Origin of the sequence: Pseudonocardia alaniniphila (assembly GCF_022524485.1) — a bacterium.
GTDB classification, from domain to species: domain Bacteria; phylum Actinomycetota; class Actinomycetes; order Mycobacteriales; family Pseudonocardiaceae; genus Pseudonocardia; species Pseudonocardia alaniniphila.
This window is the reverse complement of sequence record NZ_JAKXMK010000001.1, coordinates 152447-175360: the sequence shown is the minus strand read 5'-3', so window position 1 is coordinate 175360 and position 22914 is coordinate 152447. Positions and strand designations below refer to the sequence as shown.

Here is a 22914-nt window from a genome sequence, read left to right as displayed (position 1 = left end):
CATGCGGGTGTCGGTCATCGGCCGCCGAGGCCGGACAGGGCGATGCCCCGGACGAGGTGGCGCTGCAGCAACACGACCATGACGACGGTCGGCAGCATCGAGATGGCCGAGGCGGCCATCAGCAGGTGCCACTGGTTGCCGTTCTGGCTGAGGAACAGGTTCAGCCCCAGCGGAACCGTCGCCATCTCGCGGCTGTTCACGATGATCAGCGGCCAGAGGAAGCTGTTCCAGTAGTTGATGAACGTGAACGCGGCCAGAACGGCCACGGCGGGCTTGGCGATCGGCACGACCACCTGCAGGAGGATCCGCAGCTTCCCGGCGCCGTCGATCGTCGCGGCTTCCTCGAGCTCGCTCGGGATCGACAGGAAGAACTGGCGCAGCAGGAACGTGCCGAACGCGGTGAAGGCCCACGGGAGGATCAGTGCCGCGTAGCTGTCCACCCACCCGAACTGCTGCATGAGGATGAACATCGGGACGACGGTGACCTCCTGCGGCACCATCAGCGTGCCGAGGTAGACCAGGAAGAGACGGTCGCGGAACCGGAAGCGCAGCCGGGCGAACGCGTACGCCGACAGCACCGACGTCACGCAGACGACGACCGTGCCCGTGACCGCGACGAACAGCCCGTTGAGCATGAACCTGCCGAACGGCAGGTAGCTCCACGCCTCGGCGAAGTTGGACCACCGGATCTCCGACCCGATCAGCCCCGCGCCGCTGCCGAACACCTCGGCCGGCGGCTTGAGCGCGCTCGCGATCATCCAGACGAACGGCATCAGGAAGAGCACGAGAACAGCGGTCAGGAGCACCTGCGACAGCACAGCTCGCGGGGTCGTGCGCCTGCGTGGCGTACGGGCCGGGCGCCGGCCGGTGTCCACCTCGGCGAGCCCGGCCGGGCCACGCGGGAGCGTCTCAGCCGTCATAGTGCACCCACCGCTTCTGGCCCAGGAACTGCAGCGCGGTCACGAGCATGATGATCATGAAGAGGAACCAGCCGATCGTCGACGCGGTGCCGAGATCGAACTGCTCGAACCCCTGCCGATAGAGGTGAAGGACCATCGTCTCCGTGGTCACGCCGGGCCCGCCGCGCGTGAGGACGTAGGGCTGGACGAACACCTGGAACGAGGTGATCAGCGTCATGATCATCGCGAAGAACATCGACGGCGAGAGCATCGGCAGCGTGATGCTCCAGAACCGGCGCAGCGGCCCGGCCCCGTCGATCGCGGCCGCCTCCTGGATGCTCTGCGGGATCGCGTCGAGTCCGGCCGAGAAGACCAGCATGTTGTAGCCGAAGCCCTGCCAGACCGACATCAGGATCACCGCTGCCATCGCCCAGCGGGTGTCGCCCAGGAAGTTCGGCGCCGGGACACCGAACACGGTCTGGACCGTCTGGTCGATCACGCCGCCCGGTTGGTACAGCAGCCGCCACACCAGAGCGTTGGCGATCACCGGCGTGACGGTGGGGATGAAGAAGAGCAGCCGGTAGAGCCCTCGCCCGCGGATGCGGGGCGAGATCCACAGCGCCAGCCCGAGCGACACGACGATGTTCAGCGGGACGTACACCACCACGAAGATCAGCGTGTTCAGCATGATCTGGTGGAAGATCGGGTCGCCGAGCAGGTCCGTGAAGTTGTCCAGGCCGACGAACCGGCGCCTCCCGAGCACCGGCCAGGCGAAGAAGCTGATCGCCAGTGACCCCACCAGCGGGATCAGGGTGAACAGCAGGAACCCCGTGGTGCTCGGGGCGAGGAACCCCAGTGCTGCTCGCCCGTCACCTCGCCGCACTCCGCGCCCGGCGTCCCGCCGGAGCTCGGCGGGCGGGGCAGGGACCGACATCGTCATGTGCAACCGCCTCCCCGCGGACACGCCGCCCCTGCCGGGCAGCGGCGTGTCCGCTCCGGTCGTGGTGTCATCCGGTCTGCTGCTGCACCGTGTTCAGGAAGTCCGGCACGCTCTGCTGCCCGTTCACCGCCTGCATGCCGTACTGCGTGAAGAGCTGCGAGACCTGGGTGTAGTTCTCCGTCGCCGGAGAGCTCACGCTGTTGTCGATCGCCGCCTTCAGGCCTTCCTTCGCGCCCGCCAGCTCCGGCTTGAACCACGCGTCCTGCTGGGCGATGCGGGACGGGTACGCGCGTCCCTGGTCGGCGAGGTACCCGAGCGCCTCGGGCCCGGTGAGAACGGCGATGGCCTGCATCGCCTTCTCCGGGTCCGCGCACGTCTGGGAGATCCCGAAGCCCGAGCCTGCGACCTGGCTGTGCGAGCCGCTGTCGCCCGCGGGGATCGGGAGCACACCGACCTCGAAGGCCGCCTGCTTCTGGAGGTTCACCAGCTGCCACGGACCGTCGACGACCATGGCGGCGTCGCCTGCGATGAAGGTGCTGAGGGCGGGCGTCGGGTCGCTGGAGGCCGCGACCTGCGGCGCGACGTGCAGCTTGTTGACCAGGTCGGTGTACCACTGCACCGCTTCGACGAAGCCCTGCTGTGTGAGGTCCATCTTCCCGTCGGGTGTGACGGGGTCGGTGCCCTTCAGGGAGAGCGACCACGGGATGACGGTGTCGACCGTGGGGTAGAGCGCGAACCCGTACTTGCCGCCCGTGGTCAGCGACTGGGCCGCGGAGAGGAAGTCCTCCACGGTCCAGTCGACCGACGGCACCGGCACGCCGGCCTCCCGGAACCGGTCGACGTTGTAGAACATGACGAGGGGCCCGAAGTCGTAGGGGATGGCGAGCTGCTCGCCGTCCACCTGCAGGCCCTTCCAGATCGACTGGTCGAAGTCGGCCGGGTTGACGCCCGCGCCGGCGAGCATGTCGTCGAGCGGGACCAGCAGCGGCGCGATGCTGCGCGCCCGCAGTGACTGGACGCCCAGGATGCAGCCGGTGTCTCCACCGCTCGCCTGCGCGGCCAGCTTCGTCCAGTAGTCGTTGAAGCTGCTCGTCTGGAACTCGAGCGCGATGTCGGGATGGGCCGCGGTCACCATTCCACCGAGGTGGTTCCAGGCTTCGACCTCGGCGGTGGACCCGCTCCACATGTTCCAGACGAGACTGCTGCGGCCGTCCGCGGTGGTGGTGCTGCCACCGCCGCCGTTCGAGCCGCACGCGGCGACAGCCAGGGCGAGACTCACGGCAGCTGCGGCCCCTACGGCCCGCTTCCACGTGGTGTGAACCGTCATGGTGCTCCTCGACGCTGATGGAGACATCCGATGTTCCGGGGACAATGACGGTCGCCGGCCCCACTCGTCAAGAGGGCGGCACATATTCGCCATGTACGCCCTCCGCGCGCCTTCACACGCGCGCCCACCGAGACGGGAGCGCTTCGATAGGCCGTCTACCTGCGATTGTTTTCCGGCATGCCAATCGAACCACATGGCACCCAGCTCGCCGAGAGGGCCGAGTTCCCGGATGTCCCGAGATCACGGCACCATGAAGTCGCGCAACACGGAATGCGCAATACATCCGATGTTGCAGGGTGGATCAGCCCGGAGGGCTTCGGGACATCTCGCCTCCAGCGGAGGTCACACCAGCTTCTCGAAGAAGAACTCGTGCTTGAGGAAGGAGACGTCGTACTCGTGCCCCGGCTGGGGCGGCAGGAGCTGCGCGGCCTGGATCAACCGCCAGCCGTCCCGCAGCGCATCCAGCCCGCTCTCGTAGGGCGGCGTGTCGCTGTCGCCCGTGGTCGGGTTCGTCCGACCGGTGCCGTCGTAGACCGACCAGCCGACGACATCCGAGTCCAGCGCCGAGGACGACAGGTAGAGAACCAGCACTTGCTGGCGCAGGGACTCCGAGGCGCTCCGCTGGTCGGTCCCCTGGGTGCTGGTCATGCCGTCTCCCCCACCGCGGTGGGCTGACGGGCGTGCGGATTGAGACTGCGCTGCGCCACCACGCGGGTGGGCCGGTTGGTGACCCGGGTGACCCAGTAGTCCGGGTCGTAGCTGTCGTCCCCCACGAGGGCCTGCCACAACTTCACCCGGTTGTAGATCTCGAGCCGCCCGGTGGCGTGCTCGTACCAGGGGAAGAGCCTGCCGAGCTCGGCGGCCACCGCCGGGTCGTACAGATCGTCGGTGTTCCACAGCCGCAGCTGCCGGACCGTGGGATTGAAGCGGATCTTGAACATGTACCGGTCGACGTCACTGTCGTTGCGCCGACCGCCGTGCCAGATGCCGTGGTGGAGGAACACGACCGTGCCCGCAGGGCAGGTGAGCCGGCTCTGGCCGCGCAGATTCTGGTACCGGCCGGTGTCCGACTCGTTGGTGCGACGAAGATGGCTGCCCGGCACGGACAGCGTGCCGCCCATGTCCAGCGTGACCTCCTGCGGGTAGTACATGAGCTGCACGTCGAAGGCATCGGGCCGCACGTCGATGATCGCGTCGCCGTGCAGGTTCTGCGCCGTGCCCTCTCGTGCTCTGCGGATGTGCACGGCGTGGTGGTCCACGGTGGGGTCCGGCCCGACGAGGCTGTAGATCGCCCCGGCGATCTCGGGCAACCCGACGAGCCGCCGGGCGAACGACCCTTCCTCGAACGCCTCGGCGAGCGGTGCCCCGTACGGCGCTGCCGGGATTCCCTCCCGCAGCACGTCGACGGCCTGGGCGTTCATCTCCGCCGGCACGACGGCATCCATGCGCAACGAGCCGTGCGCGACGAACCGAGCCATCTGTACGGACGTGAGCAGGTGTTTGCGGTGGGGACGGGACATGTCTCTCCTTCGCCGCCGACGACTGGTCTGCGTTCGGCGAGCGTAGGAAGGGATCAACGCGCAGCGCGTGGGTCTGGTTCGCCACTGGTGGTAATTTTTCACCATGATCGCCCGGGTGGAGCGCGTCCCGCTCCGCTTGGGCGAGCCGCCGGGGCCGGTGAACGTCGGCGTGGGCGTGCACGGCGTCCGCAGCCTGCGCGACGTCTTCCGGCTGCCCGACCTGTGGCAACTGCACGTCTACGGCTACTCGGCGAAGCTGACCATCGGCGGGCGCAGCTACCCCGTCCACCCCGGTTCGGTCAGCCTGGTTCCGCCGGGGGTCGAGGTCCGCTTCGACTACACGGGCCGGTCGGAGCACCTCTTCGCTCATTTCCGCACTCCGTCACGGGGCCAGGCCGTGTCCGTGCCCGTCGTCCAGGACGCCGGTCCGGCGGCCGCCGGGCTGTCAGAGCTCCTCCGTTCCGCGATCGAGGCGTCGCCCGGCGCGTCACCCCGAGTGGCGGCCGAGGTCTGGACGGCACTCTGGCGCGTCGCGCAGCTCCCGGAGCCGGCCACGAGCAGCACGAGGCACACGGCCAGCGCGAGGCACCCGGCCGTCGCCTCCGCGATCGCCAACATCGAGGCCAACCTCGCGCAGCCGCTGGCCGTGCCCGAGATCGCCCGTGCGGCCGGCGTGTCGCACAACCATCTGACCCGGCTCTTCCGGGCCGAGACCGGCGTCCCGGTGGTCGGCTACATCCGGCAGCGGCGGATGGCCAGGGCGAGCCACCTGCTGACCGCCACCACGATGTCCATCCCCGCCATCGCCGCCTCCATCGGCATCACCGACCTGCAGGCCTTCAACAAGGCGTGCCGCCGCGAGCTCGGCCGCTCACCCCGGGCGATCCGCGCCGGCGCCTGACCCCGGGACCCCGCTCCGGGCGAACGGCTCGTCCTGCGGTGCTTGAGCCGTCATCCGCGGGCGGACGAACACCAAGGTGGCGATCGTCGTCGCCACGAGCACCGTCGCGGCGACGAGGGCGCCCGTGTGCAGCCCCGTGACGACCGCCCCACCGGCGAGGCTGCCGAACAGGGCCACGCCCAGCGCCCCGCCGAACTGCCGACCTGCGTTGAGCAGTCCCGCGGCGAGCCCGGCTCGGTCCGCGTCGACGGATTCGAGCAGCGCCGCGGTCAACGCGGGCACGGCGAGTCCGGCACCGAGGCCGAAGGGCAGCAGGACGGCTGCCTGCACGACGCGCGGGGTGTCGTGCTGGAGTGCAAGCAGCCCACATACTCCACCGACGAGCACCGCCTGGCCGAGGGCCATCGGAAGCCGCGGCCCGTACCGGGTGGTGAGACGTCCCGAGAGCAGGTTCACCATGGTGATCAGGGCCGTCATCGGCAGGAACATCAGCCCGGTCTCCAGCGCGGACAAGCCGCGGACCTGCTCGAAGTAGAGGGCCAGCAGGAAGACCGCGCCGTAGAAGGCGAAGTTGAGGGCGAGCCCCGTGGCAGTCGGTACCGCTACTGCGGGACGACGGACCAACCGCGGCGAGACCATCGGGTGCGCGGATCGCCGCTCGACGATCACGAAGACGGCGGAGACCACACAGAACGCCGCCAGCGCGGCCACGCTGCCCTCGATCACCGCATACGTGATGGCCGCGAGCGCCAGCGTCGCGGACAGCTGGCCGGGAAGGTCGAACGGCGTCGGGCGAGGAATCGAACGAGGCCCCCGGATCAACGCGATCAGTGCGACCAGCCCGATCGGGAGGTTGACGTAGAAGACAGACCGCCAACCGAGGGTGCTGGTCAGCAGCCCGCCGACGAGTGGGCCCGCGGCCATCGCAGCACCGCCGACGGCGGTCCACGCAGCCACGGCCCGAGCTCTGGCGGCGGCCGTCGGATATGCCTGCCGTACGAGTGCCAGCGACGCGGGCAACACCAAAGCACCGGCGGCGCCCTGCAGGAACCGGGCCCCCACCAGCACTCCCAGCTCGGGTGCAACGCTGCACGCCGCAGAAGCCACGGTGAACGCCGCCAGCCCGATCGCGAAGGCCTTGCTTGCTCCGATCCGGTCGGACAGCGCCCCGGCTGACAGCAGCAACGCGGCGAGCATCAGCGTGTAGCCGCTGACCACCCATTGCAGCGCGGTGATGTCGCCGTTCAGCTCGGTCCCGATCACGGGCATGGCAACCGTCACGACCTGCGTGTCGAGCGTCAGTACGAAGAATCCCAGTGCGGCGGCGAGCAGGGTCAGACCGGCCGAGCCGCGGTGCGCGGCACCGCCGTCGGTGGGGTCGGGTAGATCATCGGACACGACACCAGCCTGCGAGCCGGTCGAGGCGGCGGCCAGCGATCAGGGTGACCAGGACGTGGTCACCCTGATCCGGAATCCGGGGGCGGCCCGGTCCGTTCGCCCGAACGACGAGAGGTGAGGACATGGCGGCACTGAACGCCCAGCTGCGGGAGCTGGGCACGTTCCTGCGCGGTCGTCGCGGCCGCCTCGAACCAGTCGAGGCCGGTATCAACCGTTCTGGTCCCCGACGCACGCCGGGCTTGCGCCGCGAAGAGGTCGCCGACGCCGCCGGCGTGAGCCTCGGCTACTACGTGCGCCTCGAACAGGGCCGCGGCGGCCCACCATCAGCCGGAGTGGTCGACGCGCTCGCGCGGGCATTGTGTCTCGACAACGACGAGCAAGCCCATCTGCACGCCCTGGCCGATCCCAGCCGCAACCGGCGCCCGACCGCCGTGGCCGCTGAGCACCTCCAGCAGGCGCGAGACGTGCTCGACCTCGTCGCGCCACCGTCGGCGGCATATGTCATCGACCGCGTCGGGGACGTTCTCGCGTGGAACGCGGCCGCGACGGCGCTGTTCGTCGGCCATTTCCCTGAAGACGCCGGCACCACCGGGCACGTGCCCGACGACGTTCGTCCCAACAACGTCCGCTACCTCTTCGTGAACCCGGCGGCGAGACGGCTGTTCCCTCACTGGGAAGAGATCGTCGACGACTCGGTCGCACATCTCCGGGCGACAGTCGGGTACCGGCCCGACGACCCGGCGTTGCGGGCGCTCGTCGCCGACCTCAGCGCGGAATCCGCGGACTTCACGCAACGCTGGGAGCGCAGGAACGTGCGCCCGTGTCACAGCGGGCGGAAGGTGTTCGAGCACCCGAGGGTCGGCCGACTTGATCTCGACTACCGCGTGCTCGACATTCCGGCGACCTGCCACCACCGACTGGTGGTCTACAGCGCCGCCAAGGGCAGCGCCGACTTCTGTGCTCTCGGCCGGTTGTCGGAGTCCTGGTCGGCCTAGGCCACGTGGACGTGGTCGGGATCGGTGATCGCCTCGTCCAACCGCACCCGGACGCCGGGGTGGATCGGGAAGCGGTCGAGCTGGTCGGGGCGTATCCAGCCCACCTGCGCCGTCTCCTGGCATTCCGGCCGGATGGCACCGGCCGTCGGGCGGGCGTGGAAGCACACCGCGAACTGCTGGCGCACCTCCCCCGTCGGGTAGGCGATCACGTACTCCGGGTCGGTGTAGATCCCGGACGCCCCGGTGACGGCGATCAGCACCCCGGTCTCCTCCTCGACCTCGCGCTGTACCGCATCCAGAGCCGACTCGCCTGCCTCCACCGAACCGCCGGGTATCTCCCAGTTGCCGGTGTCAGCGCGGCGGCACAGCAGGACCCGGCCGCGGTCGTCCCGCACGACGGCGAACGCCACCGGCACCAGGACGGTCGGCCGGGGCGCGGAGGGATCGTGGAAGTACTCCAGCCGAGTCCCCACCCGGTGAGGACTCACCGCGTCGCTCACGGGTCGGGCCGGGCGCCGACACCCGTCGTTCGAAGGCCGGGTGCCGGCCCCGTCGCCGGTAGAGATCCGTCCGTCGCGCTCCCGCTGCGGCGGACCGTTGTTCTGCGCAGACTGCTCTCCGGCTCCGCCCATCGTCTCCTCCTCGGCTCGCGGCTCACGGTTACCCGTTCGCTGCGCCGGACCCACCCGTCAGCAGGCAGGAAGCCCGAAAGGAGGAGAGAAAAGCCCTCGTGAGGGCGTCAGTTGGCCGTCTGTACGAGCAACACCTCCGGCCAGCGTCCCGAGTCGTCGACCAGCACGAGGTCGCCGCGCTGCCCGGGCGCGATCGTCCCCCGGTCGAGCAGACCGGCCGTGCGAGCGGGACCCGCCGTGACGAGCCCGACGGCCTCGGTCAGCGCAAGGACGCCGTCGGCTGCGAGCCGAATCGCCGCGGCGAGCAGAGCGGGCGGTGCATAGTCGCTGGCCAGGGCGTCGACCAGACCGGCGGCGGCAACGTCGCGCGCCCCGATGTTGCCGGAGTGCGAGCCGCCCCGCAGGACGTTCGGTGCTCCCATCACCACGGGCATCCCGGCCTCGCGGGCGGCCCGCGCCGCCTCCAACGTGGTGGGGAACTCGGCCACGCAGGCACCACGCGTCCGGACGTCCGCGATCTCCTCGGCCGACACCACGTCGTGGGCCAGCAGCCGGATGCGACCGGACGCAGCCAGATCCCCGAGCCGCTCCACGTTGCGGTCGCGGTTCACCAGCAGCGCGTCGCGGCCGGTGATCCGGTCGCGGACGAGCTTTTCGATCTCCTCCCGCGACTTGCCCGGCTGCTCCGCCGCGCGAGCGGCGACGAAGCGGTCGATGTCGCGGAACTGGCCCTGGCCCGGCGTGTGGTCCTCCACCGAGACCATCGGGGCAGGAACCCCCGGTGCCTGCTCGGGAAGGCACTCGAGCAGCACGTCGAGAGCGAGCGGGCTACGGACGTCCATGCGGTGCAGCACGTGGTGCGCGACACCGGCGCGGCCGGACTCCATCCGGATCCGCAGAACCGCGCACACGGACCGGGCCTGCTCGAGCGTCCGGCCCGTGTGGCGCCCGCCCCCGGTGTCGTAGAAGCCGACGCCGTGGAAAACGGTGGTCACGCCCGCCGCTCGCACACGCGCCTCGAACGCCCCTAGGGCGAAGTCGATCGGGAACGACGTGCCGGGGCGGGGGTTGACCTCCACCTCGAGCGCGTCCGAGTGCACGTCGACGATGCCGGGGATCAGCAGCGATCCCCTGCCGTCGACGGCGCCGACGGGGGCCGCCCCGCCCTCCTTGACCTCGGTGATCACCCCGTTCTCGCAGACGACCACCGCGCCGTCGAGCACGCGGCCGGGCAGCACCGCGCGAACGTCGTGGACCGCGAAGGTGCCGACCGCGGTGCTCATCCGGTCCATCGCGAGGCTCATCGTGTGGCTCCGTCGATCCCGGCGGACGCGGGGCGGGCGGTCATGGCGCCACCTCCGCGAGCACCTCGGCCGGGTCCCCTGCGTCGACGACGCGACCGTCGGCCATCAGCACCACCTGGTTGGCGAGCCGTCGGATCGCCTCGTGGTCGTGCAGGATCGTGAGCACCGCGGTTCCTCCCGCGACGAGCGTGGAGATCATCGACAGCACGGCTTCCCGGTTGGCCGGGTCCAGCGCCGAGACGGGCTCGTCGAGCAGCAGCAACCGCGGCGGGGCGAGCAGCGCCGACGCGAGGTTGACGCGCTGCTGCTCACCACCCGACAGCAACGTCGGGTAGGTCTGCCACAGCTCGCGGTCGAGGCGCAGCGCGCCCAGCACGTCGGCGGCGGCCTCCCGGGCCCGGCCCGGCTCCATGCCACGGCGCACGCCTGCGCGCGCCACCACGTCGAGCACTCCGCGTCGGGGCTCGGCACGCAGGAACTGCGAGACGTAGCCGATCTCGCGTTCCCGCAGGTCGGCGACGTCGGCGTCGGGCAGTGCGGCGAGGTCGACGGGCTCCCCCGTCGAGGGGGCGAACATGACCGTGCCCGCGGTCGGCCGGTACGTCCGGTACACGGCCTTGATCACCGAGGACTTGCCGGCACCCGACCGGCCCGCCAGCGCCACGAGCTCCCCGGGCGCGACGGTGAGGTCGACGCCGGAGAAGGCGTGCACGACACGGCCGCCGATGCCGTGCAGGGTGAAGGACTTGGCGAGGCCGCGGACGTCGAGAACGGGGGTCACCTGGGTTCCCTTCATCGGGCCGCGGCGACGAGCCGCTGGCTGTAGGGGTGCTGAGGGTCCTCGAGCAGCTGGTCGGTGAGGCCCTGCTCGACCACGCGGCCGTGCTGCATCACGAGCACCCGCCGGGTGAGCATCTCGATCACGCGGAAGTCATGGCTGACGACCACCACGGCGAGGTCCAGCTCCTCCTGCAGGTCGCGGATGAGGTCGAGCACCCCGGCCGCCACCGACGCGTCGAGCCCGGTGGTGGGCTCGTCGAGCAGGAGCACGCCGGGCCGGTTGGCGAGCACCTTCGCGATCTGCACGCGCTGGCGCATGCCGCCGGAGAACGTGCGCACGACGTGGTCGACGCGCTCGGTCGGCACCTCGGTGCGAGCGAGCAGCTCGAGAAGCCGCTCGCGCATCCGGCCGAAGTGCCGCCAGCCGGCGGCCGCGAGCCGGTCGACGACGTTGCCGCCTGCGGTGATGTCGAGGCTCAGGCCCTCGGCTGGATCCTGGTAGACCATGCCGACGTCCTCGACGCCGACGCGCCTGCGGTCGGCCGCGGGCAGCGTGAAGAGGTCGGCGGTGCCGCCCTCGACGCTGCGGACGTAGGCGTGGCCCGCCGTGGGGGCCTGGTCTCCCGCGAGGCAGCGCAGCGCCGTCGACTTGCCGGAACCCGACTCGCCGACGATGCCGAGGGACTCACCTGCGGCGACCTCGAAGCTCACGTCCCAGCAGGCCACGATCGACCCGCACACCGCGCACAGCTCGCGGGCCAGCTCCGGCCCGGTTGCGGCGACGCACTCCGGGCAGCCGGGGCCGAAGATCTTCCCCAGCCCTTCCACCCGCAGTGCCGCCTCCTGGGCCCGGCTCATGACTGACCCTCCGTACGGCGATCGCACCAGTCGGTGTCGCTGCAGACCCAGCGCGACGGCGCGTCCTGTTGGGGAATCTCGCTCAGGTAGCTCTCGGTGCTGCCGCAGCGCGCGCACACCGCACCGGGGATGCGCTCGACCTCGAACGGGATGTCCTCGAAGGTCAGTGGCACCACGTCGGTGAACGGCGGCACCGCATAGATCCGCTTCTCCCGTCCGGCGCCGAACAGCGCCAGGCCCTCGTGGTGGTGCAGCCTCGGTACGTCCCAGCGCGGGATCGGGCTGGTCTGCATCACGTAGCGGCCGTTCACGAGCACCGGGTAGCCGGTCGACTTCGTGATCGCCCCGTGGCGCACGTAGTCCTCGTAGAGCGCCACCCACATCCGCGAGTAGTCGGCCTCGGCGTGCATCCGCCGCAGCTCCGACTGCCGACGCTCGATCCCGCGCAGCGCCTCCGGCACGGGTACCTGCAGCACGAGGACCTGCCCGTCGGGCATGCCCTCCTCGGGGACCCGGTGCCGAGACTGGACGATCGTGGCCTCGCGGCGGTCCAGCGTGGTGGTCACGCCCGTGGTCCGCTGGATCAGCCTGCGCAGGTTCGCGGCGTTGACGCCGGCATCGTCACCCTGGTCGATCACCTTCACCACATCGTCGGGGCCGACGATGCCGAGGGTGATCTGCAGCCCGCCCGAGCCCCATCCGCGGGCCACCGGCATGTCCCGGCTGGCGAACGGCACCTGGTAGCCGGGCACGGCGACGGCGGACAGGATCGCCCGCCGGATGGCGCGCTTGGACAGCTCGTCGAGGAAGGCGAAGCTGTAGCGGTCGGCCTCGTCCAGCAGATCGGTGGTGGAGCGGGCGGCAGGCACCTCGGTACTCATCTCCTGGATGGTCACCGGCGCATCGCCTCCTTGCGTTCGAGCTGCGAGCCGAACGTCACGTAGTGGGGGAGCTTGAGGTGCTCGAGGAACCCGCTGGCGTCGGTGCCGTCGCAGGTGGCGATGACGTTCTGCTCCAGGCCCGTGCGGGCCCGGTCGCGGTGCATCGCGATGTCGAGCACGGCCATCGCGATCGCCTTGCGCTCGTTGTGGCCGAGCACCAGGCCGTAGCCGATGTCGAAGACGGCGGTGTTCTCGTCGGGGCGGTTGAGGTTGGACATCGCCTCGACCTCGGTGACCTGCACCGACCCGACGCGGACGGCGCCGCCGGTGCGCGGGTGCCGGACGGTCACGGGCAGCTTGCCGACGCGGACCTCGCCGAGCGTGATGTCCTCGGCGCCACGCCGGTCACCCATTACGCCCTGGTACCAGAGGTTCACCAGCGCGCCGGTCTCCCCGCGGGCCATCACGGCGAGCCGGGCCGACCGCGGGGCCGGCACGGTCACCGGGTCGCGGGTGATGTCCACCGGCTCGGGGTCGCCGTCCACGCGGCGGTCGGCGAGCAGCCCACGTGCGGCGAGGAGCTCGGCCAGCCGCGGCTGTGTCAATGCGTGCTCCGCCGAGGCTCCCCCCGGTGTCAATGCGTGCTCCGCCGAGGCTCCCCCCGGTGTCAATGCGTGCTCCGCCGAGGCTCCGCCCCGTCCGCTGTCGGCCGGGATCTCCGGCGGCTCGCCCAGTGCGGCGCGCGCGGCGGCCTCGTCCCGGAAGTCGACCAGGCGCTCGGTGTAGTCGAGCGTGCGGCCGAGCAGCTGGCGGCCGGGAGGTTCGCGGAACGCCGGGACGATCCGGCGCACCGCCTCCATCTCGGAGGTCGGGGTCGGGACGGTGTAGCCGAGCCGGGGCAGGGTGCTGCGGTAGGAGCGCACCAGCAGCGAGGCCTCGATGAGGTCGCCCTCGGCCTGCCTGATCGCCCGCGCCGCGAGCTCGGCGGACGCGAGACCGCCCTCGCCCTGCACACGGTCGACGGCGAGCCGGAGCCTGCCGATCAGCTGCTCCTCGCCCACCCAGGGGCTCGCGTCGTCCACCCGCATCCGGGCGACCAGGTCCTCGGCGGCCAGGATCGCGTCCAGCCCACCCTTGACGGCGGCGTACCCCACGTCAGTCCCTCCCTGCTGCGGTCGGAGCAGCCCAGGTGCCCGCGCCGGAGGTGATCCGGACGGCGGTGCTGCGGGGAAGGCCCGCGACCCGGCCCTCGGTGTCGACGAGGTAGGTGTCCACGCCGAGCGGGAACCGGCGGTTGACCGCGACGAGCGCCTCGATCGTCTCCAGCGGCACCCGGGACACGGCGAGGGCCGCGTGGCCGTCGACACCGGGTCCGCTGAGGTCGAGCAGTGCCGCGGAGCCCGTGCCGTCGGCCGCCCCGGTGTCGACGCGGTCGCAGGCCAGCACCAGCCGGCAGGCGAGGTCAGGCCGGTCGGGGGTGCCACGACGCAGGCCACGGATCTCGTCGGGGCGCGGCGAGCGCAGGGCCAGCACGAGGTCCGCACGCTCGGGTGCGGCAGGCCGGGCCCCCGTGGCCTCGGCCAGCGCGGCGGCCCAGTCGGGTCCGGCGGGCTCCAGCACGGCGAGGTCCACTTCGAGGTCGGCCAGCGCCAGCGGGACGAGCACGGCCGCGGGCACGTCGACGTCGAGGACACCCTCGGGGACGCGGTGCACGGTGCCGGGCCGCGACAGCGCGTCGAGCAGCACACGGAACGTGGCCTGCGAGTCGGTGTGGTCCAGGGCCCGCAGCCGGGCCGCAGAGCGACCGCCGGCAGTCTGCGCGCTCATCGCACGTCCTCGGCCGACGCTTCGCACAGGCGCTGTATCGATGACTCGCTCGCGCGCTCGCTCATCGGTCCAGCTCCTCGAACGTGACGGCCGTCGCGGCGACCCTGGCCTGTTCAGCGGCCTGCGCGGCGGCGTTCGCGGCCGCGGTGGTGGCGCACAGCCGCACGACGTCGTCCGCCAGCGCGTGCCCGGCCTCGACAGCACCGTCGCAGACGGCGGCGGCGAGTGCGGCGAGCCGGTCGTCACCGGTGCGCATCGACCAGCCGGAGGCCCCGTCGACGGTCACGCGGGCCTCGGTGACCAGCACTTCGGTGAGGTGGAACCGTTCGCCGGCGACCGGCTCACGGACCTCCAGGACAACCATGCCGACCTGCGGCTGGGCCTCCACTCGGACATCCGCCGCGGCGGTGATGCGGTCGGCGAGCGCGACCAGCTCCGCGGGTGCGGCGTCGGCGAGGAGCGAAGCGCGTTCCTCGGTGGACGGCGGTTGCGCGATCAGGGTTGGGGGTGGCGTCACAGCAGTCGCTTCCTCAGATAGGCGGATATGAAGTCGAAGAAGGCGACGCAGACCCCGATCGTGATGAGGATCATCGCCATGTTCTGGTACTGGAAAAGCCGGATCGCGGCCGTCAGCTCGAACCCGATTCCGCCTGCGCCGACGACGCCGAGAATCGTCGCGGCACGGAAGTTGATCTCCAGTAGGTAGATCACGAAGCTGGCCATGATCGGCACGGCTTGCGGGACCACCGCGTACCAGGCGGTCTGCGCGCGGGTGGCGCCCAGGCCGGAGAGCGCATCCACCGGCCGGGGGTCGACGCTCTCGAGCGTCTCGGAGTAGATCTTGCCCAGGAATCCGAGGTTGCCCAGGATCAGCGCCATCACGCCGGCGAACGGACCGAGCCCGACAGCCGCCACGAAAAGGAGGGCGAAGATCAGCTCGGGAATCGTGCGGAGCGCGTTCAGAATCGGCCGGATGACTGCTCGCACCGCGGGGTGCGGGGTGACGTTCCGGGCGGCCAGAAATCCGAGCGGCAGCGACACGACCGCGGCACACACCGTGCCGACGATCGCCATCCGGACGGTCTCCAGCGCAGGCTCGATCAGGCTGGGGAAGATCGTGATGTCGGGCGGCAGCATCCGGCCGATCAGGTCGAAGAGGTTCGGCAACCCCTCGGCCAGCTCGACCGGCGAGAACCCGGTGCCGGTGAAAGCCCAGACCAGCACGGCCACGCCGCAGACGATGCCGACGGTGCGCAGCGCGGTGAAGCGGCGGGGCGCGAGCGGCAGCGTGCGGGAGGCCACCGCAGCCGAGACGGTGGGGGGCGCACTCATACCGCGCCCCCGAAGGCGGGCCTGGCCCTCTTGGCGTCCATCCAGTCCGGAAGGGCGACGACGAGTTCCTCCTCGTCGGTCGTGCCCGCATAGATCCGCTGCAGGGTCGCGGGATCGTCGAGGAGCGACGCCGGGCCGTCGACGACGACACGTCCGGCGTTGATCCCGATGACGCGGTCGGCGAACCGCGAGGCCATGGCCACGGTGTGCAGGTTCACGAGCGTCGTGATGCCCTGTTCCTTGTTGACCTCGCGCAGGTAGCTCAGGATCCGCTCGGCCAGCTTGGGGTCGACGCTGGCCACGGGCTCGTCGGCGAGCAGCAGGCGCGGCTCCTGGCACATCGCCCTGGCGAGCGCGACCCGCTGCTGCTGGCCCCCGGAGAGGGTGTCGGCGCGCTGGTGGGCGCGGTCGAGCAGGTCCACCCGCTCGAGGCAGTGGTAGGCGGCTTCGACGGCGTCGGCGGGGAACCGTCCGGTCAGCCAGGCCGACGTGGACAGCTGCGGGAGCCTGCCCAGCAGGACGTTGGTGATCACCCGCAGCCGCCCGACCAGGTTGAACTGCTGGTAGACCATTCCGATCTCGTTCTGCGCGGCACGGCGGGCGGAGCCGCGCAGCGCGGTCAGTTCGTGGTCGCCGATGACGATGCTGCCGGATTCGGGACGCACCATCCCGGTCAGCGAGCGCAGGAGGGTCGTCTTGCCGGCACCGGACGGGCCGAGAACCGCGACGAACTCACCCCCGCGCAGCTCGAAGCCGACATCGTCGAGGGCCTTGGTAGTGCCGTAGGTCTTGCGGAGGGCCCGCACACTGACGGGCGTTCCTCCCTGGCTCATGGCGACGACGCTAGGTACGGGAGACGTCGTGGCGGGATCGTTCAGGGAAACGCGAGACGACGGGGTGCGAGACATCTATATATCTCTCATCCCAGTTCTTTGAGGTCGACGTGCAGCTTGTCCGCGAGGTCACGGATCACCTGGTACTTGTCGTCCGTGATCGGCGCGTAGGGGTACTTGGGCGGCGTCTTCTCACCCTCGGTCTGCATCATCACCTCGGGGGCGTCCTTCTGCAGGCCGACGTAGAGATCGATGATCTGCTGCCGCAGGGCGGGGTCGAGGTCGCCGCGCGCCGCCACCGGGCTCGGAGGGATCTCGTCCGACTGGGCGATCACCTTGATCTGCGACGGGTCGGCGAGGCCCTGCTGGTAGTAGCGCGCGATGCAGCTGTCGCACACGCCCGCGGCGTCGACCTGGTTGTGCGCAACGGCCACCAGCGAGGCGTCATGGCCACCGGAGAAGCTCGTCGTCGAGAAGTAGTGGTCGGGGTCCGTGATGCCCGCGTTGGCGAGGATCAGCTTCGGGAACAGGAAGCCCGAGGTCGAGGCCGGGTCGGCGAACGCCATCGAGTGGCCCTTGAGGTCCTGCAGCGTGTTCAGCCCGGACTTGACGTTCGTGATGATCAGGCTGTGGTAGCCGAGCTCGCCCGTGTCCTGGTTCGGCACGGCCACCAGCGGCACGGCGTTGGCCTCGCTCGCGGCGATGACGTAGGAGAAGGGGCCGTAGAGGGCGATGTCGACGCGGCCTGCGCGCATCGCCTCGATCACCGAGCTGTAGTCGGTGGTCTGGACGAACTCGGTCTTCATCCCGAGCTTCTTGCCGAGGTAGTCGACGAGCGCCGTGTAGCGGGCCGTGGTTGCTTCCTCGTCGGCACCCGAGATGGTGGCGATGTGCAGGGTGGTCGGGCGGTAGAACTGGCCCTGGACCACGTCCTTCGCGTTCGGAGCGCGATCGGGCAGGGCGCCGGGGGCAGCTGGAGAGCTACCCGTACCGCCGCATGCGGCGAGCACCGTGACCACGGCGGCTGCGGCCACAGAGAGTAGGAGTCGGGAGCGGTTGCGCGATCGTGGGCGCATGGTGTCCTCCGGGCGATCGCCGGGCACGCGGGTGCGCGCCGAGGCGGACGATCGCTCCCGGACGGTAGGTCGACACCATGACTGCTAGCTCACTCCTTCATGAACGACGCCAACCGACCAATTGATATCTATACGTCTTCATCCTCCGCGTCGAAGTCGACCACGTATTCGATGCGGTCCCCCCTCGAACGGCGGTGCACCTGGCTCAGCGGGACGCCCGTGGGGTCGGTGTTCGCACCGACCAGCACCAAGAGCGGCGCGCCGAGCGGCACGCCGAGGGCAGCGGCGTCCTGCGGGCTCGCCGGCTCGGCCGAGTGGCGACGCCACGATCGGCGCAGAACGATTCCGTAGGCGCCCAACAGGAGGCCGGTGAGCGAGGTCTGGGGCGTCCAGACGGCGGGCACGCCCCCGAACCGCTTCGCCGAGAGCCACGTCGTGTCGCGCGACCACGCCTCGCCGTCCACCGACATGAGCGTGTCCAGCCGCAACAGCTCGTCATCGGGCAGCGCGGGAGGATCGGGCAGGTCAGAGCGCGGCACCACCGCGTGCCGCAGCAGGTCCTGCGTGATCACCGTGGACGTGCCCCGCATCTGCGCGACGATGCTCGGCGTCGTGGCGCGCAGCCGGAAGCGGTACGGCAGCTCGGCGACGAAGGAGCCGCGACCGTGGACCGTCTTGATCGTGCCCGCCCGCGCCAGCTCGGCCAGCGCCTGGCGGACCGTCAGCCGGTTCACCTTGAACCGCTCCGCGAGATCGGCTTCCGTCGGCAGCCGTTCACCCGGGGCGAAGGAGCCCGCGGCGATCGCCGAACTGAGCTCCGTCATCACCTGGTGCCATCGCGGCTGGCCGACCTCTACGCTGGAACTGTCCTCGCTCACGCGGCGGAACTCTAGATGACTGAGGTCAACGACCTCTGCCACATTTCTGGGACGCCGGATCCACCGTCCGGCGAACTCACCGAGCGGACAGCGTGAGACGCAGGACGATCTCGTCGTCGTCGACCTCGCCCGTGGGCACGAAACCGAACCGCTGGTAGAAGGGCCACGGTTCGCCCTCGCCCGGCTCGTAGCTGGTGTACAGCTCCGTGGCGCCGTCGGCTCGAACCAGGTCGACGATCTGCGTCAGCACCTCCCAGCCGATCCCGCGCCCCTGGTGGCGCTCGTCGACGAGCAGCCGCCACAGGTAGTACTTCCCGACGCCGGAACGATCGTCGGGAACGTTCCACGAGAGCATCACGAAGCCGACCGGCTCGTCGCCGCTGTACACAGCCCGGTACCAGGGATTCTCCTCGGGCTCGTCGGCGGCGTCGTCGAGCGAGGTGGCCACCGAGGCGACGAACTTCTCCTGGTCGCGTCGGACCCGCAGCGCGCAGACGGCGTCGCGGTTGTCGTCGGTGATCTCCCGAAAGTGCACGCCTGAAGACGTCATGCCGCGACCTCCCGTGTCCGGCGGCGGAAACCCCGCGCTCCACGACACGGTCTCACGTCGCGAGCTGAGCACGTGGTGTTGCCAGTGTCCGCCACCGGTTCGGGGGCGATCTCACGACGAGACGGTGTTGCGGCCGTCCGGCTCCGGATCCGCCGCCGTTACCTCGAATCGGAGAACACATGTCGACGTTCCGCACCCGCTACAGGACCGCCACGGTGGACGGACTGGAGGTCTTCTACCGCGAGGCGGGCGATCCCGACCAGCCCACGCTCGTGCTGCTGCACGGCTTCCCGAGCAGCTCGCACATGTTCCGCAATCTCATCGAAGCGCTGGCCGATGAGTACCACCTGATCGCACCGGACCACGTCGGATTCGGCCGCTCGGCCAGGCCGGCGGCTGTCACCGACTTCGAGTACAGCTTCGACAGGCTCACCGAGATCACGGAACACCTGCTGGACCAGTTGGGGATAGACCGGTTCTGCCTGTACATCCACGACTACGGCGCCGCAATCGGCCTGCGGATCGCCGGCCGCCGGCCCGACAGGGTCACCGCGCTGATCACGCAGAGCGGCAACGCCTACGTCGACGGCTTCACCCCGTTCTGGGACGTCCTGTTCGCCTACGCCACCGACCAGGCCGCGAGTGAGCCGCTCGTGCGGGAGCTGCTGACGCTCGACCTCACCCGCTGGCAGTACACGCACGGAGTTCCCACGGACCGGCTGGACCGGATCGCTCCCGAGACCTGGTTGCTGGACCAGGCAGGCATGGACCGGCCGGGAAACAAGGAGATTCAGCTCGAACTGTTCTGGGACCACCAGTTCAACCTCGACATCTACCCCAGCGTCCAGGAGTACTTCCGCACCCACCGACCGCCGACGCTCATCGTGTGGGGCAAGAACGACGAGATCCTCGGCGCCGCCGGCGCGGAGGCCTATCTGCGCGATCTCCCCGCTGCCGAGATCCACCTACTGGATGCCGGCCACTTCGCTTTGGAGACCCACGGCGACGAGATCGGCGAGCTGATCCGCTCGTTCCTGCGCCGCGTCGTGTAATACCGCCAGAAAGGCGGTGTGCAGGCCGGAGGTTCTGGTCACCGGGGAGAACCGGAGAGACTACGGGCAGCGACCGAGGCGGGCACCCAAGGTAGACAAGCCCCACTTTTCCCTCGCAGGGCTCGACGGTGGCCGGACGCCGGTGGTGATGTGGCCTGGTGTTACGCGACCGCTGCAGCGAGAGTGCGGTGCTCGATCGGCTGCTCGACGCCGTCCGGCGGGGCGGCAGCAGCGCGCTGGTGGTGCGCGGTGAGCCGGGCGTGGGCAAGACGGCGTTGCTGGACCACATGGTCGGGCGGGCACCGGGGATGCGGATGCTGCGCGCAGCCGGAGTTCAGTCGGAGATGGAGCTGGCGTTCGCCGGTCTGCACCAATTGTGCGCACCGATTCTGGAGTCGGTCGGCCGGTTGCCCGATCACCAGCGCGATGCGCTTCGCACGGCGCTCGGGCTGAGTGGTGGAGAAGCGCCGGATCGATTTCTCGTCGGACTCGCGACTCTGGGCCTGTTCGCCGACGCCGCGCGAGAGCGGCCGCTGATCTGCGTGGTGGACGACGCGCAGTGGCTCGATCGCGCGTCGGCGCAGGCACTGGGTTTCGCCGCGCGCCGGCTGGGTTCGGAGTCGGTGGCGATCGTCTTCGGCGTCCGCGAGCCCGACGAGACACCCGAGCTGACGGGTCTGCCGGAGCTGGCGGTCTCGGGTCTGCCCCATGACGAAGCGCGAACATTACTGGGCGCGGCGCTGCCCGGGCGGGTGGACGAGGAGGTCCTCGATCGGATCGTCGCAGAGACCCGGGGCAACCCACTGGCGCTGTTGGAGCTGCCCCGGGGTTTGACGGCAGCGGAACTGGCTGGTGGGTTCGGATTGCCGGACGGGCAGGGCCTGACGAGGCGGATCGAGGAGAGCTACCGGCAGCGGCTGTCGACGCTCCCGACCGAGACACGAAGGCTGTTGCTGGTCGCGGCGGCGGAGCCCCTGGGAGAGCCGATGCTGGTCTGGAGGGCGGCCGAGCGGCTCGGGATCGGGGTCGAGGCGATGACGCCTGCTACAGCGGCTGGACTGCTGCAGATCGGTGCACAAGTGCGGTTCCGGCATCCACTGGTCCGCTCCGCGGTCTACCGGGCCGCCTCGCCGGAGGAGCGCCGGAATGCGCACCACGTGCTGGCGGCGGTCACCGACCCCGATGCGGACCCCGATCGCCGCGCCTGGCACGCCGCACAGGCGACGACCGAACCGGACGACGACGTCGCGACGGAGCTCGAGCGCTCGGCGGCCCGGGCGAGCGCCCGCGGGGGGCTGGCCGCGGCGGCTGCCTTCCTGGAGCGGTCAGCCGGGCTGACGCAGGACCCGGTGCGCCGGGCCGAACGCGCGCTGGCCGCTGCGCAGGCCAAGCACCAGGCAGGCGCCCCCGACGCGGCGAGGCTCCTGCTGTCACTGGCGATGGCGGGCCCGCTGGACAAGCTTCAGCACGCCCTGGCGGATCAGCTGCGTGCCCAGATCGCGTTCGCCGTGCGACGCGGCCGCGACGCTCCCCCGCTGCTGCTGAGCGCGGCGAAGCAACTCGAGCCACTCGACGCGAGGCTGGCACGCGAGACCCACCTGGACGCCTTGTCCGCGGCGTGGCTCTCAGGCACGTGTGTCGGTGAAGCAGCGGAGGCAGCACGCGCCGCTCCTCCAGCGCCTGGGCATCCGGATGCGACGGACCTTCTCCTGGAAGGCTCCGCGACGCGGTTCGCCGACGGATACGCCGCGGGCGCGCCGATGCTGAAGCAGGCGCTGCGAGCCCTCCGCAGCCCGGACCTCTCGGGGGCGGTGGGGCTGCGCTGGGGATGGCTCGCCTGCGTCACCGCCCGGGATCTGTGGGACGACGAGAGCTGGGAGGTCCTCGCCACCCGGTACGTCGGGCTGGCCCGAGACGCCGGCGCGCTCACCGTGCTCCCCCTCGCCCTCAGCCTGCGGATCGTCGTGCATTCCTTCCTGGGAGAGCTGAGCGCTGCCGCATCGCTGACCGACGAGGTGGAGGTGATCAGCGAAGCGACCGGAAACCCCGTCGTGCCCTACGGAGCCGTGCTGCTCGCCGCCTGGCAGGGCCGGGAAGCCGAGGCCATGGAGGTGATGGCCGCCGCCACCAGGCAGCTGGAGCAGCGGGGCGAGGAAGTCGGGCTGAGCATCACCGGGTGGGCGAGGGCCTTGCTCGCAAACAGCCTCGGGCGGTCGCAGGACGCGCTGACAGCGGCCGAGCAGGCCGGCGACCAACCGGCGGGGACGGACCTGGCGCCGCCGGGGGTACTGGTCGAGCTCGTCGAAGCGGCTGCCCGCAGCGGGATGCGCGAGCGCGCCACCGCGGCGCTCACGCGGCTCTCGGAGGCGACCCGCGCCAGCGGCACCGAGTGGGCGCTGGGGGTCGAGGCCCGCTCGCGCGCGCTGGTAAGCGAGGACGAGACGGCCGAGCGTCTTTACGCCGAGGCGATCGACCGGCTCAGGCGCACCCGCGTTCGGGGTGAGCTCGCCCGCACCCACCTGCTCTACGGCGAGTGGTTACGCCGCGAGCGTCGCCGCCAGGACGCACGTGAGCAGCTCCGCACCGCGCACGAGATGTTCACGACGATGGGTATGGAGGCGTTCGCGGAGCGGGCCGCCCGCGAGTTGCAGGCCACCGGTCAGCGCCTCAGCAGCCGCACCGCCGAGACCAGCGGCGACATGACCGCGCAGGAGGCGCAGATCGTGCGGCTCGTCCGGGAGGGATTGTCGAACTCGGAGGTGGGAGCCCGGCTGTTCCTCAGCCCTCGCACCGTCGAGTGGCACCTGAGAAGGATCTTCAGCAAGCTTCAGATCACCTCCCGCAAGCAACTCCTCCGTTGAGCCTCATCACCACTCGGCGCCGGGGAGCGTCGTCGAGGGGTGTGATCGCCGCGTCGAGCGCGGCCCTGCG

The 22914-nt window shown here is 70.7% G+C and carries 23 protein-coding genes; 4 read left to right on the top strand and 19 right to left on the bottom strand.

Annotated features, from left to right (window positions below; genetic code table 11):
• Positions 1 to 14: 14 nt before the first annotated feature.
• The 5 genes from MMF94_RS00790 to MMF94_RS00770 all read right to left on the bottom strand — a co-directional run bounded on the left by MMF94_RS00790 (position 15) and on the right by MMF94_RS00770 (position 4686).
• The gene (locus MMF94_RS00790; protein WP_241034232.1) at positions 15 to 920 is read right to left on the bottom strand and encodes a carbohydrate ABC transporter permease; all 906 of its coding nucleotides are present in this window, start codon (positions 918 to 920) and stop codon (positions 15 to 17) included.
• Complete coding sequence (locus tag MMF94_RS00785; RefSeq protein ID WP_241034231.1) at positions 910 to 1839, bottom strand: carbohydrate ABC transporter permease; 930 nt, start codon at positions 1837 to 1839, stop codon at positions 910 to 912. Before MMF94_RS00785 ends, MMF94_RS00790 begins: the two co-directional genes overlap by 11 nt.
• A gap of 67 nt (positions 1840 to 1906) precedes the next feature.
• A complete protein-coding gene (locus MMF94_RS00780) occupies positions 1907 to 3166 on the bottom strand; it encodes an ABC transporter substrate-binding protein (protein ID WP_241034230.1) in 1260 nt (419 codons plus the stop codon).
• Between the two features lie 342 nt (positions 3167 to 3508).
• Complete coding sequence (locus MMF94_RS00775) at positions 3509 to 3814, bottom strand: hypothetical protein (RefSeq protein WP_241034229.1); 306 nt, start codon at positions 3812 to 3814, stop codon at positions 3509 to 3511.
• Entirely contained in the window at positions 3811 to 4686 is an 876-nt protein-coding gene (locus tag MMF94_RS00770; protein WP_241034228.1) for a phytanoyl-CoA dioxygenase family protein, read from the bottom strand. The genes MMF94_RS00775 and MMF94_RS00770 overlap by 4 nt, the downstream gene beginning before the upstream one ends.
• A gap of 103 nt (positions 4687 to 4789) precedes the next feature.
• On the opposite strand from MMF94_RS00770, the gene MMF94_RS00765 reads away from it, so the two are divergent.
• Positions 4790 to 5587 carry an AraC family transcriptional regulator gene (locus tag MMF94_RS00765; RefSeq protein ID WP_241034227.1) on the top strand — a complete coding sequence of 266 codons (798 nt, stop codon included), beginning with the start codon at positions 4790 to 4792 and terminating at the stop codon, positions 5585 to 5587.
• Here the strand turns inward: MMF94_RS00765 and MMF94_RS00760 are convergent.
• On the bottom strand, positions 5558 to 6985 hold the full coding sequence (locus MMF94_RS00760) for an MFS transporter (RefSeq protein WP_241034226.1): 1428 nt from the start codon (positions 6983 to 6985) through the stop codon (positions 5558 to 5560). The two genes, MMF94_RS00765 and MMF94_RS00760, sit on opposite strands and share 30 nt — an antisense overlap.
• Positions 6986 to 7107: 122 nt before the next feature.
• Here MMF94_RS00760 and MMF94_RS00755 point away from each other — a divergent pair, with 122 nt between their 5' ends.
• On the top strand, positions 7108 to 7980 hold the full coding sequence (locus MMF94_RS00755; protein ID WP_241034225.1) for a helix-turn-helix transcriptional regulator: 873 nt from the start codon (positions 7108 to 7110) through the stop codon (positions 7978 to 7980).
• On the opposite strand, the gene MMF94_RS00750 is transcribed toward MMF94_RS00755, so the two are convergent.
• The 13 genes from MMF94_RS00750 to MMF94_RS00690 all read right to left on the bottom strand — a co-directional run bounded on the left by MMF94_RS00750 (position 7977) and on the right by MMF94_RS00690 (position 18931).
• Complete coding sequence (locus tag MMF94_RS00750; protein WP_241034224.1) at positions 7977 to 8453, bottom strand: NUDIX domain-containing protein; 477 nt, start codon at positions 8451 to 8453, stop codon at positions 7977 to 7979. The two genes, MMF94_RS00755 and MMF94_RS00750, sit on opposite strands and share 4 nt — an antisense overlap.
• A 266-nt stretch (positions 8454 to 8719) precedes the next feature.
• On the bottom strand, positions 8720 to 9916 hold the full coding sequence (locus MMF94_RS00745) for an alpha-D-ribose 1-methylphosphonate 5-triphosphate diphosphatase (RefSeq protein ID WP_241034223.1): 1197 nt from the start codon (positions 9914 to 9916) through the stop codon (positions 8720 to 8722).
• A 40-nt stretch (positions 9917 to 9956) separates the two neighbouring features.
• A complete protein-coding gene (locus MMF94_RS00740) occupies positions 9957 to 10697 on the bottom strand; it encodes an ATP-binding cassette domain-containing protein (protein WP_241034222.1) in 741 nt (246 codons plus the stop codon).
• An 11-nt stretch (positions 10698 to 10708) separates the two neighbouring features.
• Positions 10709 to 11554, bottom strand: coding sequence for an ATP-binding cassette domain-containing protein (locus MMF94_RS00735; protein WP_241034221.1), 846 nt, complete (start codon positions 11552 to 11554; stop codon positions 10709 to 10711).
• Entirely contained in the window at positions 11551 to 12450 is a 900-nt protein-coding gene (locus MMF94_RS00730; RefSeq protein ID WP_241034220.1) for an alpha-D-ribose 1-methylphosphonate 5-phosphate C-P-lyase PhnJ, read from the bottom strand. The genes MMF94_RS00735 and MMF94_RS00730 overlap by 4 nt, the downstream gene beginning before the upstream one ends.
• On the bottom strand, positions 12447 to 13589 hold the full coding sequence (locus tag MMF94_RS00725; protein ID WP_241034219.1) for a carbon-phosphorus lyase complex subunit PhnI: 1143 nt from the start codon (positions 13587 to 13589) through the stop codon (positions 12447 to 12449). The genes MMF94_RS00730 and MMF94_RS00725 overlap by 4 nt, the downstream gene beginning before the upstream one ends.
• A gap of 1 nt (position 13590) precedes the next feature.
• Positions 13591 to 14262: a phosphonate C-P lyase system protein PhnH gene (gene phnH, locus MMF94_RS00720; RefSeq protein ID WP_241034218.1), complete on the bottom strand. Its 672-nt coding sequence runs from the start codon at positions 14260 to 14262 to the stop codon at positions 13591 to 13593.
• Positions 14263 to 14323: 61 nt separating this feature from the next.
• Complete coding sequence (locus MMF94_RS00715; protein WP_241034217.1) at positions 14324 to 14779, bottom strand: phosphonate C-P lyase system protein PhnG; 456 nt, start codon at positions 14777 to 14779, stop codon at positions 14324 to 14326.
• Positions 14776 to 15594, bottom strand: coding sequence for a phosphonate ABC transporter, permease protein PhnE (phnE, locus tag MMF94_RS00710; RefSeq protein WP_241034216.1), 819 nt, complete (start codon positions 15592 to 15594; stop codon positions 14776 to 14778). The genes MMF94_RS00715 and phnE overlap by 4 nt, the downstream gene beginning before the upstream one ends.
• On the bottom strand, positions 15591 to 16427 hold the full coding sequence (gene phnC / locus MMF94_RS00705; protein WP_241034215.1) for a phosphonate ABC transporter ATP-binding protein: 837 nt from the start codon (positions 16425 to 16427) through the stop codon (positions 15591 to 15593). The genes phnE and phnC overlap by 4 nt, the downstream gene beginning before the upstream one ends.
• An 86-nt stretch (positions 16428 to 16513) precedes the next feature.
• Positions 16514 to 17503: a phosphate/phosphite/phosphonate ABC transporter substrate-binding protein gene (locus MMF94_RS00700; RefSeq protein ID WP_277398631.1), complete on the bottom strand. Its 990-nt coding sequence runs from the start codon at positions 17501 to 17503 to the stop codon at positions 16514 to 16516.
• 128 nt (positions 17504 to 17631) lie between these two features.
• Entirely contained in the window at positions 17632 to 18381 is a 750-nt protein-coding gene (locus MMF94_RS00695; RefSeq protein ID WP_241034213.1) for a GntR family transcriptional regulator, read from the bottom strand.
• A 76-nt stretch (positions 18382 to 18457) separates the two neighbouring features.
• Entirely contained in the window at positions 18458 to 18931 is a 474-nt protein-coding gene (locus MMF94_RS00690; RefSeq protein ID WP_241034212.1) for a GNAT family N-acetyltransferase, read from the bottom strand.
• 179 nt (positions 18932 to 19110) lie between these two features.
• On the opposite strand from MMF94_RS00690, the gene MMF94_RS00685 reads away from it, so the two are divergent.
• Together MMF94_RS00685 and MMF94_RS00680 are read left to right on the top strand one after the other, a co-directional pair.
• Positions 19111 to 19983, top strand: coding sequence for an alpha/beta fold hydrolase (locus MMF94_RS00685; RefSeq protein WP_241034211.1), 873 nt, complete (start codon positions 19111 to 19113; stop codon positions 19981 to 19983).
• Positions 19984 to 20171: 188 nt separating this feature from the next.
• Positions 20172 to 22844: an ATP-binding protein gene (locus MMF94_RS00680; RefSeq protein ID WP_241034210.1), complete on the top strand. Its 2673-nt coding sequence runs from the start codon at positions 20172 to 20174 to the stop codon at positions 22842 to 22844.
• Positions 22845 to 22914 lie beyond the last annotated feature (70 nt).